Below are 12,738 nucleotides of genomic sequence, written 5' to 3'. Positions count from 1 at the left end.
AGACTCTCGGCCGTGGCGTACCCCGGGTTGGATCAAACTGCGAAGCTCGAACTGGCCAGGCTGGTCGGCGAACTGGCCGTCGTGCACGGCAAGGTCACCTTGGCCTCGGGCAAGGAAGCCGACTACTACGTCGACCTCCGGCGGGCGACGCTGCAGCACGCGGCCGCCCCGCTGATCGGCAAGCTCCTGCGGCAGCTCACCGCTGACTGGGACTACGTCGCGGTGGGCGGGCTCACCCTCGGCGCGGACCCGGTGGCGCTGGCGATGCTGCACTCCGCCGCGGCCGAGGGCGTCGTGCTCGACGCGTTCGTGGTCCGCAAGGCGATCAAGGAACACGGGATGCAGCGCCGGATCGAGGGCGTGGAGGTGCGCGGGCAGCGGGTGCTGGCCGTCGAGGACACCTCCACCACCGGCGGCAGCGTGCTCACCGCGGTCGAGGCGCTGCGCGAAGGCGGGGCCACCGTGGTCGGCGTCGCGACGGTCGTCGACCGCGACACCGGCGCGCGGGAGGCCATCGAGAAGGCCGGCCTCGAGTACCGGTACCTGCTGGGCAAGGACGACCTCGGGCTCAACTGAGGCTTCAACCGAGCGAGAGTGAGCACTGTCACTCACAATGCGTGCGTGACGAATGCCCGCTCCGCGGTGTCCCCCTGACGGAAGGGGGTGCCGTGACCACGACCAGTGTCCCGCTCGACGACGCCACCCTCGTCGGCCGTGCGCGAGACGGCGACGTGCGCGCGTACGAACAGCTCGTGCTGCGTTATCAGGGCCCGATGTTTCGGCTCGCCCTGAAAATGCTGCGCCACCGCGGCGACGCCGAGGACGTTGTGCAAGAAGCGTTCCTCGGCGCGTGGCGGAAGCTGGCGCAGTTGAACGACGACAAGGCGTTCGTCGGCTGGCTGTACCGCGGAACGACCAACCGCTGCCTCAACGTGATCCGGGCGCGCCGCCCGCAGGCCGACGTCGACCTCGACCTGGCCGAATCGCCGCGCCGCGACACTCAGCCCGAGCACGCGGCGCAGGTCAGCGGCCAGCTCGCGGCGCTCGACGACGCGCTTCAGACACTGACGCCGCAGCAGCGCGCGTGCTGGCTGTTGCGCGAGGTGCACGGACGGTCGTACGACGAGATCAGCGAGATCGTCGGCGCGAACCCCACCGCGGTCCGGGGCCGGATCGCCCGGGCCCGTGCGCAGCTGGCGGAGGTGATGAAGCCATGGAGGTGAACCAGGACTACGGATTGCCGTGCGGCCGGGAACTGGAGACGGTCTGGGAGAACCTGGACGAGGTCGACGAGCACCAGCACGACTGCGTCCACTGCCGTACCGCGCGGGAAAGCCTGCTGGCCCTGCGCGCGGCGACGCGGGAGCTGATCGAGGAGCCCGACCCGACCCCGCCGGACCTGGTAGGACGGATCATGTCGGCCGTCCGCGCCGAGGTGCGTCGCGGTCAGATGCTGGACCTGCCAGCGGCGGAACCGGGTGCCGTCGAAGTGAGCGAGCAAGCCGTCGCGGTCGTGCTCCGCTACGCCGCCGACTCGGCTGGCAATGTCCGCGCTCGCCGCGTACGGGTGCGAAAGGTCGGCGTCGATCCCTCTGGCGCGGCGCAGGTCGAGGTCGAACTCACCCTCACGACGCGCCTGGGGAACACCAGCGGCGCTGACACGTTGGCCCGCGTACGAGAACTGGTGTCGGCCGCCGCGACCTCGCGAGTGGGTATTTCGTTGGTAAGCCTGGATCTACTGGTGGAAGACGTGTACGAGGACGGGGAATGACCGCCGAATACGTGATCGCCGCTCCGGTGATCGCGAGTGTCGCCGCCCGGGCGGCCGCCGAAACCGCCGGAGTCGTGCGCTTGGAACCCGGCCTGCGCGGTTTGGCGACCGCCTGGACCCGCGCCGCCCGGCAGCGGTGGAAGGGCCTGGAACCGGCTCCGGCGGACGGCGTCCGGGTCCGCGTCCACGAGGACCGCCTGACCGTCGAGGTCGACGTCATCATCTCGGGGGCGGACCAAGCCGCCGCCGTGGGCCGCGCTGTGCAGCTGGCGGTGTCCCGGGAAGTCATAGCCCAGACCGGTCGTTCAGTGGACGCCGTCCGAGTGTCCATTTTGGACATCGAAGTGGGGCGGCAGTGACCGATCCGCGTTCGCTGGCCGGGAGACTCGCCGACGCCCTGTCCGCTGTCGAGGGCCTTCGTCCCGCGACGAGCGTGGCCGCGGAGATCAGCTGGCTGCCGACCGATCCCGCTGGTGGTTCGGTGGATCTGACCTCGGAGTCAGTGGAGGTGCGGGTGGTGGCGCTGCGATTGCCGCTGCCGCCCTTGCTGTCGGCCGCCGAGACGCGGGTGCGCGAGCTGCTCGAGGGCACGGAGTGGGCGGAAGCGCGGATCCGCTTGGTGGTGACGGACATCGACGGGGCGGCGTTCACTGGCTGAACGCTGCCTGCCTGGCCCGGTATCGTGGTCTTCGAGCCAGGGGGGCGCGTGATTCGGATCCAGGTCACCAACAAGGACGAGAAGCCCCGCAGCTGGAATGTCGAGCCCTATGGCGACGAGGTCATTCTCAGCGTTGATGACGTGCTCTCGATCGAGTTCGCGCACCCCGCTGACGTGACCTTCGAGGTAACCCTTTATCCGGACTCCGAGGTCGTCTGGACGACGGCGGACGGCACGAGCCTGCTTCCCGACGACCTCAAGCTCAACTCGGTCACCCTCTGGCCGGGCTCCGGTGGCACCGGCTAACCGTTCCCTGAGCTTCCCGCGGCCCCGTCCTTCTTCCGCGTTTGTCAACCGCGTTTTCGCCCGCTTTCTCCGCCGATTCGCGCTCTCTCGGAGTGCCCGGAACGGAGTCATTTTCCCTACGTCGGGTCGCTCGTGGTGGGGGTTGGGCCAGCTCTCCTACCCGGAGTGATCCCTCCGTTACCTGCCGGGTGAACTCGTTGCTCCGGTGGGTCGAACATCACACGAGGTCCCCCGATTTCCCGCTCCCTGGGCAGGTAATCGGAGTAGCGTCGCTGGTAGGTGCACTGGAAGGGGGCGAAGGTGGACACGACGGTCGCGCACGTGCTGGCCGATGTCACCGTGGCGGTGCACATCCTCGCCCTGCTCTTCATCGGTTTCGGCGGATTCCTTGCCTGGCGGTGGCCGAAAGTGATTTTCGGGCACATTTTCTTCGCGGTGTGGGGCGTGCTGGTCAATGTCACGCCGATTCCGTGCCCGCTCACCGCACTGGAGGATTTCTTCCGGCATCAGCAGGGTCTCGGAGACCTGCCCGGCGGGTTCAACGCGTATTACCTCTACGGGACGGTGCTCCCGCGCTCGCTGCTGCCGGTGGTGGTCGTCGTGGCGCTGGCGGTGCTGGTCATCTCGTATCTCGGGGCGTATCTGCGCTGGCGACACCGCCACGACGACAGTCCGGCGCACGGCGTCAGCCTCGGCTGAGCGAGAATCGTCCTTCGTGACGACGGAACAACCCGAAGCGGGCCCCACCGAGTGGGTGAACCGCGAGGAGGTCGGCGTCGGTCCGTGGCCGGGCACCTGGCCAACCGACCCGCGCTACGACCCCGAACTCCTGACCAACGGCGACCGCCGCAACGTGGTCGACGCCTACCGCTACTGGCGCCGCGAAGCGATCGTGTCCGATGTGGACACCCGACGGCACCCGTTCCACGTCGCGATCGAGAACTTCCAGCACGACCACAACATCGGCACGGTCGTCCGTACCGCGAACGCCTTCGCCGCCGCGGAGGTGCACATCGTCGGCCGCCGCCGCTGGAACCGCCGAGGCGCGATGGTGACGGACCGCTATCAGCACCTCCGCCACCACGAGGACGTCGCGAGTCTGCTGGAATTCGCCACCGCCGAGGCTTTGACGGTGGTGGCCGTCGACAACACTCCCGGCGCCGAGCCGGTGGAAACCGCCGAGCTGCCGCGCAAGTGCCTGCTGCTGTTCGGACAGGAAGGCCCCGGCCTGTCCGAAGCCGCCCAGACGGACTCAGCGAAAGTGGTATCCATCGCCCAGTTCGGCACGACGAGATCCATCAACGCGGGCGTCGCGGCGGGGATCGTGATGCACGCGTGGGTTCGGCAGCACGCGGACCTTTCCAAAGCCTGGTGACTCCCGCCTCGCGGACGGGTTAGCCGTGAGTGTTCATGCCGGTTCGAGCCGGGATAAGCACGCATGAGAACCCAGGCTTGGCTCTGGCCTCGCGGTTAGCCTGAACTCGCGCCAAGCAGTCCGGGCGCATGCTGGCGGAGCGCTCCATTCCGGCTGCCGGGCTTGAGTGGTCGGCGCGGCAATGGTTGGCAACGGGCGGTGGCTGGCAACGGGCGGTGGCTGGTCAGACGGTTCGGCGGAGGCGCGGATCTCCCCGGGTTGTTCGGCGGTCGGCAAATGTCGCGGAGAGGCGCGTTGTCCGCAGCGCAGGCAGAATCGGCCTATGACAGCCGATCCGCCCGAGCCCGCCGATCCTGCGCGCGACGATGCGACTGACGCTGCCGCAAGCGCGGCCAACCCCGCGAACGGCGCGGCAGTCCCTGCCAGCCGCACAACAGATCCTGCAGAGCGAGCTGCGGCGGAGCAAACTGCGGCGGCCGAGCGTGCTGCTGCGGGAGCCGAACGCGCTGCGGCGGGCGAGCGTACTGCGGCGGCCGAGCGTGCGGCGGCAGCTGAGCGAACGGCGGCAACCGAGCGAACTGCAGCGGCCGAGCGAGCCGCAGCAGCCGAACATGCCGTCTGTGCCAGGCACCTCCGCCGGCTGTGGGCTCTCCCCGGCACCACCCTCGGCCGCAGTGGTTGGCCGCCTACCTTGGGGCAGCGGTTCCACTGGCACTGGAACTACTGGTGGCAGGCCCATCTCCTGGACAGCCTCGTCGACGCGCAGCTGCGTGAACCAACCGACGACCGGGCGCGGCTGATCGGGCGGTTCGTCACGACGGTGCACCGGCGCAACTTCGGGTCCTGGGTCAACGACTACTACGACGACATCGCCTGGCTAGGGCTCGCGTTGCAACGAGTACGCCGACTCGAACTATCCACAGTGGACAAATCTGCAGTGGACGAAGCGATCGAGGCCATCGACAAACGGCTGCACGAAGGCTGGACAGAAGACCTTGGCGGGGGAATCTGGTGGCGGCGGGGCGACTCCTTCAAGAATACCCCGGCAAACGGCCCGGCTGCTATCTTTCACGCTCGTGTGGGTGATCAAGACCGCGCCCGCGCGATGACGCGATGGCTCACCGACACGTTGGTAGACCCCGAAACCGGCCTCGTCTGGGATGGGATACGGGCGGACACCGGCGAACTAGTCAAGCATATTTTCTCGTACTGCCAAGGGGTTTACCTCGGCGCATGCCTTGAGCAGGAATGTTGGGACGAAGCGGTGCGCACCATCCGAGCGGTGGAAAAGCACGTAGCGCCCGGCGGCATCCTCCCCGGTTCGGAGGGTGGCGACGGCGGGCTCTTCTCCGCGATTTTGGCTCGCTACCTAGCACTCGCGGCGAAGAAGCTGCCGCGAACAGAAGCAGAGACGGCAAAGCAGCTAGTCCAGAAGTCGGCGGAAGCCTGCTGGAACGGTGCAGCACAAGAGAAAACCGGACCGTTGTTCAGCGCCGAGTGGGCTAGGCCAGCGCCGAACCCGCCAGGAAAGGCAGAAAAGGACTTGTCTGTCCAAATTGGAGGATGGATGTTGCTGGAAGCGGCGGCGACCCTCTGAACCTCAGCAGCCGCACGAAGCGCGGTGCAGGAAACGCGGCGCGAGACGGACGGACTCCGGCCGGCGTTCCGGCTCCCGGCAGCGCGCCAGCAGCAACTGCACCGCCCGGCGGCCGATTTCCGAGATCGGTTGCGCCATCGTCGTCACGCCGGGGGAAACCGTGCGCGCCCAGTCCATATCGCCGTAACCGACGACTGCCAGCTCCGACCCGATCCGGATTCCGCGCCGGTGCGCTTCCCACTGCACGCCGATCAGCATCGCTTCGCCAGCGACGACCAGAGCAGTCGGCGAAGGCCAGCCGTCCAGGAGTTTGGCCGCGGCCCGAGCCGCGCCGCCGGCGGTGGATAGGCCGGAGGCGACCAGTTCTGGGTGGTAGCGCAGGCCCGCACGGCCTAGGCCAAGCCGGTAACCCAGCGCACGTTCTTCGGTGACGGTGGTCCCCTCGGTCCCGGTGATCAGCGCGATCCGCCGGTGCCGTCGCGCGGCCAGGTGCTCGACCAGCGCGGACATGGCCTGGAAGTTCTCCGAACCGACCTGGTCGACGTCGTTGCGCCCGGCGATCCGGTCGACCAGCACGGTGGGCACGCCGGTCCGCACGAGCCCGTTCACGACAGCCTCGTCGCCGGGGGCTGGCACCAGCAGCACGCCGTCGACCCGATCCGCCTGCAGTGCGCGCAGCACTTCGGCTTCCTCGCGCGGACAGTCGCTGGTGTCGGCCAGCAGCAGGTCGCAACCCGCCCGCGCGGCAGCGCCGCGGATGGCACGCAGCAGCTGGTCGTGGTACGGGCTGGCGTGCCTCCCCAATGCCACCCCGAACCGATGGGTGACCGGCAGGTCCCAGTGGGAGACCTCCGGCGCCAGAACGGTCATTTTCCCGGCCCTCGTCGTCGGTACCTACCCAACAGTAGCCACTGTTGGGCCACCTAAGAGAGGGTCCGAGACGATCGGGTCCCGAGAATCACTGAGGTGAGTGAACGAAGCACGTGCTTGGTTACGCCGGGCAGTCAAGACCGGGGGCTACGCGCACCCGCAGGAAGCCCGGTGCCGCAACGTCGGCGGCAACCGCACAGTTTCGGCGGGCCGTCCGGGATCCGCCAGTCGAGCCAGCAGCAGCTGCACCGCGCGGCGGCCGATCTCGTCGATCGGCTGGGCCATGGTCGTCAGCGGCGGGTCCACGAGATCGGCCCATTCGACGTCGTCGTAAACCACCACGGGCAGGTCCTGGCCGATCCGCAGACCTCGTCGCCGCGCCTCGTGCAGGACGCCGACCATCATGCTGTCGTTCGCGACCACCAGTGCGGTCGGCGGGTCCGGCAGCGCCAGCAGGGTGCTCAACGCCAGGCCGCCACCGTCGCGTGAGGACTGTCCGCACGCGACCAAATCAGGCGACCAGCTCAACCCGGACCGGCCGAGGCCGAGCCGGTAGCCCAGGACGCGTTCGTCGCTTGTCGTGAGGCCAGGCGCGCCGGAGATCATCCCGATCCGGCGATGGCCCAGCGACGCCAGATGCGCGGTCAGCGCCGAGGTCGCCTGGATGTTCTCCGCGCCGACCTGGTCGATGTCGGTCCGGGTGGTGAGCCGGTCCATCAGCACGGTCGGCACGTCGAGCGACACCAGTTCGCCGAGCACCGACCCGTCGCCGGGCGCGGGGGTGATCAGCAGGCCGTCGACCCGCCGCGACCGCAGCGCGCGCACCACGTCCCGTTCGGTGCCCGCGGTGTCGTGCGTGTCCGCCAGCAGCACGGTGTATCCGTTTGCCGACGCCTCTCGCTCGATCGCGTGCATCAGCGCCGCGAAGTACGGGTTCGCGACCAGCGAGATCGCCATCCCAATGGACCGCGTACCCCCGGTGACCAGCGAACGCGCGATCGCGTCGCCGGTGTACCCGGTGGTCTCGATCGCCCGCAGCACCGCGGCTTTCGTCTCCTCGGCCACCGCCCGCGTGCCGTTGACGACGTGGGACACCGTCGTGATCGACACGCCCGCCATTTCGGCGATGTCGCGCTGGGTCGGGCGGGCGGAGCGGGGTCGCGGCATGTCTGTCCTCACCAAGAGAGCTCAACCAGAAGCGTCGGCAAGCGTTTGCGCAAACGCTTGCGTCAGCCCCCGAGTCTGTCTACCTTCCCGTCCATCGGCAAGCTCGCACCTCGATTCGGAGGGCATCTCCATGAGACACCGGAGTCTCACCGCACTCGCTTTGGCGGCCGCTGTCGCGGTCTCCACCGCCGGGTGCACCGTCGAACGCCACTGGGGCGGCAGCTCCAAAACCGGCGGGAGCGGCAAGGCCAAGGTCGGCCTCGTCACGAAGACCGACACCAACCCGTACTTCGTCGAACTGCGCAATGCCGCAGCTGCCGCGGCCAAGGCCAACGGCGCTGACTTCAGCGCGCTCGCCGGGCAGTTCGACGGCGACAACGACGGTCAGGTACGCGCCATCGAGAACCTGATGCAGCAGGGCGTCAACACCATCCTGATCACCCCGAGTTCTTCGACCGGCGTGCTCAAGGCCATCAAGGACGCCCGCGACGCCGGCATCCTGGTGATCGCCCTCGACACCGCCACCGAACCGCCGGACGCGGTCGACGCCACCTTCGCCACCGACAACTTCGCGGCAGGCGAGCAGCAGGGCGCGTACGTCAAGGCGGCGCTGAAGGGCACCGGCCCGAAGCTCCTGATGGTCGACGGCACCGCGGGAAGTTCGGTCGACACCCAGCGGCACGGCGGGTTCCTCAAGGGCATCGGGCTCAAGGACGGCGCGCCGGAGATCAAGGGGCACACCGCCGCCAACGGCGACCAGAGCCTCGCCCAGCAGGGCATGGAGAACCTCCTGCAGCGCACCACCGACATCAACGCGGTGTACACGATGAACGAGCCGATGGGCCGCGGTGCGTACGCGGCGCTGAAGGCACGTGGGCTCAACGGCCAGCTCACCGTCGGCTCGATCGACGGCGGTTGCGAAGGCGTGCAGAACGTCAAGGCCGGCCAGTTCGCCGTCACCGTGATGCAGTTCCCGCGGAAGATGGCCGAGCAGGGCGTACTCGCGGCGGTCGACTACGCGAAGACCGGGAAGAAGCCGAGCGGGTTCGTGAACACTGGCTCGACCGCGATCACCGACCACCCGATGCCGGGTGTGCCGAGCAAAGACACCGCCTGGGGTCTGCAGAACTGCTGGGGAGGCGGGAAATGACGAGCGCGACGGTCAACAACCGCGAGCGCGAGACGCTCGGCGAGTTCTTCCTGCGTGCCCCGGCGGTCGGCCCGGCGCTGGCGCTGGTCGTGGCGATCGTGGTGTTTTCCTTTGCCACGGACACCTTTTTCGACCTCGACAATCTGTCCACAGTGGTCCAGCAGTCACTGGTGGTCGGCACGCTCGCGCTCGGCCAGACGCTGATCATCCTGATCGCGGGTATCGACCTCTCCAACGCGTCGTCGATGGTCGTGGCGACGCTGGTGATGGCGAAACTGGCGGCGGTCACGAACGTTTTCTTCGCGCTGCTGGCCGGGGTCGTGCTGACCGTCGTCGTCGGCCTGTTCATCGGCACCCTGGCGACGCGGATCAAGTTGCCCGCCTTCATCATCACGCTCGGCACGTTCACCGGCCTGACCGCGGTGGCGAAGCTGATCGCGGGCGGCCAGGCGGTCCCGGTGTCCGACGGGCTGCTCACCTGGCTCGGCACGAAGCGGTACCTCTTCGGCGGCATCCCGATCACCTACGGCATGACGCTCGCGCTGCTCATGTTCCTCGCCGTCTGGTACGCGCTCACGAAAACCGCGTGGGGCAAGCACGTTTACGCCGTCGGCAACGCGCCGGAGTCCGCGCGGCTGTCCGGGATCAAGGTCAACCGCACCGTGCTGTCGGTCTACCTGGTCGCCGGTCTGTGCTTCGGCATCGCCGCGTGGCAGGCGCTGGGCCGCACGCCGAACGCCGACCCGAACCAGTTCCAGCTCGGCAACCTCGACTCGATCACCGCGGTGGTGCTGGGCGGCACAAGCCTGTTCGGCGGTCGCGGTTCGGTGCTGGGCACGCTGTTCGGCGCGCTGGTCGTCGCCGTGCTGCGCTCGGGGCTGACGCAGATGGGCGTGGACGGCAACTACCAGGACCTGGCGACCGGCGCGTTGCTGATCGCCGCGGTGGTCGTGGACCGGATCGCACGGAGGCAGCAGCAGTCATGACCACTACGCAGCAGCAGCCGACCCTTTCCGCGCGCGGCCTGGTGAAGCGCTACGGCCGGGTCACCGCCATCGACGGCGCCGATTTCGACCTCTACCCCGGCGAAGTGCTCGCCGTGGTCGGCGACAACGGGGCCGGAAAGTCCAGTCTCATCAAGGCGTTGTCCGGCGCGGTGGTGCCGGACGCCGGGGAGATCAAAGTGGACGGCAAGACGGTCCACTTCAAGTCCCCTTTGGACGCCCGGCACTACGGAATCGAGACGGTGTACCAGGATCTGGCGGTCGCGCCGGCGCTGGACATCGCGTCGAACATGTTCCTCGGCCGGGAAAAGCGGCTGAAGGGCCCGTTCGGCATCGGGTTGCGCAAGCTCGACACCGCGACCATGCGCACCGAGGCGCAGCGGATCCTGGACGACCTCGGGATCAAGGTCAAATCCATTTCGCAGCTGGTGGAAACGCTTTCCGGCGGGCAGCGGCAAGGCGTCGCGGTGGCGCGCGCGGCGGCGTTCGGCACCAAAGCGGTGATCATGGACGAGCCGACGGCCGCGTTGGGCGTCGCGGAATCCGCGAAGGTGCTGGAGCTGATCGGCCGGATCCGCGACCGCGGCCTGCCGGTGGTGCTGATCAGCCACAACATGCCGCACGTCTTCGAAATCGCCGACCGGATCCACGTGCACCGGCTTGGCAAGCGGGTCGCGGTCGTGTCGCCGAAGACGCACAGCATGAACCAGGTCGTCGGCCTGCTCACGGGTGCGTTGAAGCTTGACGACAACGGCGAGGTCGTCGAGGTCGCGTCCACCACGCACGCCGGGTTGACCTGACGTGCGAGTGCTGCTGGCGGGTTTGTGCACCGTCGATGTCGTACAACGGGTCGCGGAATTTCCCGAGCCGAGCGAGAAAGTGCAGTCGCTGCAGGTGGATGTCGCGGCCGGTGGGCCCGCGACGAACGCCGCGGTGACCGTCGCGGCGCTCGGTGCGGAAGCGACCCTCGTGACGGCTCTCGGTACCCACCCGCTGGCCGCGCTCGCCCGCGCGGACCTCGAAGCCTGCGGCGTGGACCTGGTCGACCTCGCCCCAGCGCGTGCCCAGGCACCGCCGGTCAGCGCGGTCGTGGTGCGGGACGGCGACGGCGAACGCACCGTCGTCTCCCGCAACGCCGCCGACGAACCGCTGGAACTGCCTGACCTCGCCCCGATTTTCGAGCGCGTAGCCGCCGTCCTCGTCGACGGGCACCACCCCGAGCTAGCGCTTGCTGTCGCCCAGGAAGCCCGCGTCCGCGAGATACCGGTAATCCTCGACGCGGGCAGCTGGAAACCGGTACTGGACCAGTTGCTGCCACTGGTCCACGTGGCAGCCTGTTCCGCGCGGTTCCGTGCTCCCGCACCGAGTTTGGCCGAACGCGGAGTGTCAGTGACGATCACGACGGCGGGCCCGGAGCCGGTCGCCTGGAGCACTACGGAAGACTCTGGACAGGTCCCCGTGCCGCTCGTCGAAGCGCGGGACACCCTGGGGGCCGGAGACGTGTGGCACGGTGCGCTCGCGTACGCGGTGGCGGCACGGGACAACGCGGTCCCTGACTGGATCGGCTACGCGAACGCGGTGGCCGCGGAACGTGTCCGGCACGTGGGTCCGCGCTCGTGGACCGGGCCGGTCGGGGAACTGGCGAAGAGCAGAGGAGAAGGAGTGCGATGACGGCGTTCGAGGACCTCCTGGCGCGGGCCGAAAAGCTGGCCAAACCGCGGGAGCGGCACGTGCTCGGCATCATCGGCGCGCCCGCCTCCGGCAAGACCACGCTGGCCTGGGCGATCGCGAACGCGCTCGGCTCGCGGGCCGCGGTCGTCGGGATGGACGGCTTCCACCTGGCCCAGGTCGAACTGCAGCGGCTCGGCCGCACCGACCGCAAGGGCGCGCCGGACACCTTCGACGCGGCTGGCTACGTGCAGCTGATCCGCCGGCTCGCCGAAGGCCGCGAGACGGTGTACGCGCCGGAGTTCCGTCGCGAGATCGAGGAGCCGATCGCCGGCGCGGTCCCGGTCGCGCCCGAGGTGCAGCTGGTCATCACCGAGGGCAACTACCTGCTGCTTCCGGACGACCCGTGGAGCGGCGTGCGGCAGTACCTCACCGAGGCGTGGTTCCTCGCCCCGGACGAGCCGGAGCGGATCGAGCGGCTGGTCTCCCGGCACCGGCGCTACGGCCGTTCGCTGGTCGAGGCCCGGCAGCGCGCGCTCGGCTCCGACCAGCGCAACGCGGACCTGATCGCGAACACCCGCGACCGGGCCGACCTGGTGCTCGAGAACCTGCCGCTGACGAATTTCGCCCTCTGAACAGGTGATGTTCGACGATCCGGCGACGACGGATCCCTACGCCGGCGCGGTCACCTGGGATCGCGCCGGTGACGCCCGGATCGCCGTGTTGTACCCGCCGTACGTCCCGCTCGTGCGCACGCACCTGAACGGGCTGCGGGCGCTGGTCGACCGTCGGCTGACCGAGCCAGCGGAACCCGCCGCGGACCCGAGGCTGGCGCTGCTGGTCGAGCGGATGCAGGAGACCACCAGCGAACCGCAGCTCGAACCGCAGGTGCTCGCCGACGTCCGGACCCGGCTGGACTGGGCGTTGTCGGTGCTGCCGGAGCACGGCGGCGTCCTCGAACTGCACACGCCGATGCACCAATGGTGGTGGGGCCGCGCGCTGCTCGACGTGTGCACGGCGATCACCGCGCTGCTGGGGGCGTGGCTGCGCGGCGAGGCGGTTGACGGGCAGCACTGTCCGGACGACGCGACGTGGTGGATGTGGATGGCACAGATGCGCTGGCTCGACGCCCAGTTCGTCGAGCCGCTCAAACCTCGTTCATAAGGAGTGAC

General features: G+C 68.9%; 17 protein-coding genes. 15 read left to right on the top strand and 2 right to left on the bottom strand.

The annotated features are described in order from the left end of the window. Positions 1 to 12 precede the first annotated feature (12 nt). The 9 genes from pyrE to ACZ7SW_RS01505 all read left to right on the top strand — a co-directional run bounded on the left by pyrE (position 13) and on the right by ACZ7SW_RS01505 (position 5,707). Positions 13 to 576 carry an orotate phosphoribosyltransferase gene (gene pyrE, locus ACZ7SW_RS01545; protein ID WP_470228482.1) on the top strand — a complete coding sequence of 188 codons (564 nt, stop codon included), beginning with the start codon at positions 13 to 15 and terminating at the stop codon, positions 574 to 576. Positions 577 to 668: 92 nt separating this feature from the next. Beyond that, on the top strand, positions 669 to 1,223 hold the full coding sequence (locus ACZ7SW_RS01540) for an RNA polymerase sigma factor (protein WP_470228481.1): 555 nt from the start codon (positions 669 to 671) through the stop codon (positions 1,221 to 1,223). Next, on the top strand, positions 1,214 to 1,771 hold the full coding sequence (locus tag ACZ7SW_RS01535) for an Asp23/Gls24 family envelope stress response protein (RefSeq protein ID WP_470228480.1): 558 nt from the start codon (positions 1,214 to 1,216) through the stop codon (positions 1,769 to 1,771). Before ACZ7SW_RS01540 ends, ACZ7SW_RS01535 begins: the two co-directional genes overlap by 10 nt. After that, positions 1,768 to 2,130 (top strand): Asp23/Gls24 family envelope stress response protein, encoded by a 363-nt coding sequence (locus ACZ7SW_RS01530; protein WP_470228479.1) that lies wholly within the window; start codon positions 1,768 to 1,770, stop codon positions 2,128 to 2,130. Before ACZ7SW_RS01535 ends, ACZ7SW_RS01530 begins: the two co-directional genes overlap by 4 nt. Further along, positions 2,127 to 2,429, top strand: a complete 303-nt coding sequence (locus ACZ7SW_RS01525) for a hypothetical protein (protein ID WP_470228478.1) — start codon at positions 2,127 to 2,129, stop codon at positions 2,427 to 2,429. The genes ACZ7SW_RS01530 and ACZ7SW_RS01525 overlap by 4 nt, the downstream gene beginning before the upstream one ends. Positions 2,430 to 2,477: 48 nt before the next feature. Beyond that, positions 2,478 to 2,735 (top strand): hypothetical protein, encoded by a 258-nt coding sequence (locus tag ACZ7SW_RS01520; RefSeq protein ID WP_470228477.1) that lies wholly within the window; start codon positions 2,478 to 2,480, stop codon positions 2,733 to 2,735. A 300-nt stretch (positions 2,736 to 3,035) separates the two neighbouring features. After that, positions 3,036 to 3,434: a DUF2784 domain-containing protein gene (locus ACZ7SW_RS01515; protein WP_470228476.1), complete on the top strand. Its 399-nt coding sequence runs from the start codon at positions 3,036 to 3,038 to the stop codon at positions 3,432 to 3,434. Between the two features lie 16 nt (positions 3,435 to 3,450). Then, on the top strand, positions 3,451 to 4,110 hold the full coding sequence (locus ACZ7SW_RS01510; RefSeq protein WP_470228475.1) for a TrmH family RNA methyltransferase: 660 nt from the start codon (positions 3,451 to 3,453) through the stop codon (positions 4,108 to 4,110). A 640-nt stretch (positions 4,111 to 4,750) separates the two neighbouring features. Continuing rightward, complete coding sequence (locus ACZ7SW_RS01505) at positions 4,751 to 5,707, top strand: glycoside hydrolase family 76 protein (RefSeq protein ID WP_470229220.1); 957 nt, start codon at positions 4,751 to 4,753, stop codon at positions 5,705 to 5,707. A 3-nt stretch (positions 5,708 to 5,710) separates the two neighbouring features. Here ACZ7SW_RS01505 and ACZ7SW_RS01500 read toward each other — a convergent pair whose 3' ends face one another. Both ACZ7SW_RS01500 and ACZ7SW_RS01495 read right to left on the bottom strand, forming a co-directional pair. After that, positions 5,711 to 6,577, bottom strand: a complete 867-nt coding sequence (locus ACZ7SW_RS01500) for a LacI family DNA-binding transcriptional regulator (protein ID WP_470228474.1) — start codon at positions 6,575 to 6,577, stop codon at positions 5,711 to 5,713. A 147-nt stretch (positions 6,578 to 6,724) separates the two neighbouring features. Beyond that, on the bottom strand, positions 6,725 to 7,744 hold the full coding sequence (locus ACZ7SW_RS01495; RefSeq protein WP_452073657.1) for a LacI family DNA-binding transcriptional regulator: 1,020 nt from the start codon (positions 7,742 to 7,744) through the stop codon (positions 6,725 to 6,727). 130 nt (positions 7,745 to 7,874) lie between these two features. On the opposite strand from ACZ7SW_RS01495, the gene ACZ7SW_RS01490 reads away from it, so the two are divergent. Genes ACZ7SW_RS01490 through ACZ7SW_RS01465 form a run of 6 tightly spaced genes read left to right on the top strand, consistent with a single transcriptional unit; the run spans position 7,875 to position 12,730 of the window. After that, positions 7,875 to 8,894 carry a substrate-binding domain-containing protein gene (locus ACZ7SW_RS01490; RefSeq protein WP_470228473.1) on the top strand — a complete coding sequence of 340 codons (1,020 nt, stop codon included), beginning with the start codon at positions 7,875 to 7,877 and terminating at the stop codon, positions 8,892 to 8,894. Beyond that, positions 8,891 to 9,880, top strand: coding sequence for an ABC transporter permease (locus ACZ7SW_RS01485; RefSeq protein WP_470228472.1), 990 nt, complete (start codon positions 8,891 to 8,893; stop codon positions 9,878 to 9,880). Before ACZ7SW_RS01490 ends, ACZ7SW_RS01485 begins: the two co-directional genes overlap by 4 nt. Next, complete coding sequence (locus tag ACZ7SW_RS01480; RefSeq protein WP_470228471.1) at positions 9,877 to 10,698, top strand: ATP-binding cassette domain-containing protein; 822 nt, start codon at positions 9,877 to 9,879, stop codon at positions 10,696 to 10,698. The genes ACZ7SW_RS01485 and ACZ7SW_RS01480 overlap by 4 nt, the downstream gene beginning before the upstream one ends. A gap of 7 nt (positions 10,699 to 10,705) precedes the next feature. Then, positions 10,706 to 11,569 (top strand): PfkB family carbohydrate kinase, encoded by an 864-nt coding sequence (locus ACZ7SW_RS01475; RefSeq protein ID WP_470229219.1) that lies wholly within the window; start codon positions 10,706 to 10,708, stop codon positions 11,567 to 11,569. Then, complete coding sequence (locus ACZ7SW_RS01470; protein WP_116201184.1) at positions 11,566 to 12,201, top strand: nucleoside/nucleotide kinase family protein; 636 nt, start codon at positions 11,566 to 11,568, stop codon at positions 12,199 to 12,201. Before ACZ7SW_RS01475 ends, ACZ7SW_RS01470 begins: the two co-directional genes overlap by 4 nt. Positions 12,202 to 12,208: 7 nt before the next feature. Further along, entirely contained in the window at positions 12,209 to 12,730 is a 522-nt protein-coding gene (locus ACZ7SW_RS01465) for a hypothetical protein (protein WP_470228470.1), read from the top strand. Positions 12,731 to 12,738: the final 8 nt, after the last annotated feature.

The organism is Amycolatopsis sp. NPDC114484 (genome assembly GCF_055633755.1).
The sequence above is the reverse complement of the archived record's forward strand: the minus strand, read 5'-3'. Positions and strand labels throughout refer to the sequence as shown.

What these genes read in the sequence shown, in the direction of transcription:
- ACZ7SW_RS01495 (WP_452073657.1), bottom strand. Translation starts at nt 7,744, where the DNA reads ATGCCGCGACCCCGCTCCGCCCGCCCGACCCAGCGCGACATCGCCGAA.
- ACZ7SW_RS01500 (WP_470228474.1), bottom strand. Translation starts at nt 6,577, where the DNA reads ATGACCGTTCTGGCGCCGGAGGTCTCCCACTGGGACCTGCCGGTCACC.
- ACZ7SW_RS01485 (WP_470228472.1), top strand. Translation starts at nt 8,891, where the DNA reads ATGACGAGCGCGACGGTCAACAACCGCGAGCGCGAGACGCTCGGCGAG.
- ACZ7SW_RS01465 (WP_470228470.1), top strand. Translation starts at nt 12,209, where the DNA reads ATGTTCGACGATCCGGCGACGACGGATCCCTACGCCGGCGCGGTCACC.
- ACZ7SW_RS01535 (WP_470228480.1), top strand. Translation starts at nt 1,214, where the DNA reads ATGGAGGTGAACCAGGACTACGGATTGCCGTGCGGCCGGGAACTGGAG.
- ACZ7SW_RS01490 (WP_470228473.1), top strand. Translation starts at nt 7,875, where the DNA reads ATGAGACACCGGAGTCTCACCGCACTCGCTTTGGCGGCCGCTGTCGCG.
- ACZ7SW_RS01530 (WP_470228479.1), top strand. Translation starts at nt 1,768, where the DNA reads ATGACCGCCGAATACGTGATCGCCGCTCCGGTGATCGCGAGTGTCGCC.
- ACZ7SW_RS01470 (WP_116201184.1), top strand. Translation starts at nt 11,566, where the DNA reads ATGACGGCGTTCGAGGACCTCCTGGCGCGGGCCGAAAAGCTGGCCAAA.
- ACZ7SW_RS01480 (WP_470228471.1), top strand. Translation starts at nt 9,877, where the DNA reads ATGACCACTACGCAGCAGCAGCCGACCCTTTCCGCGCGCGGCCTGGTG.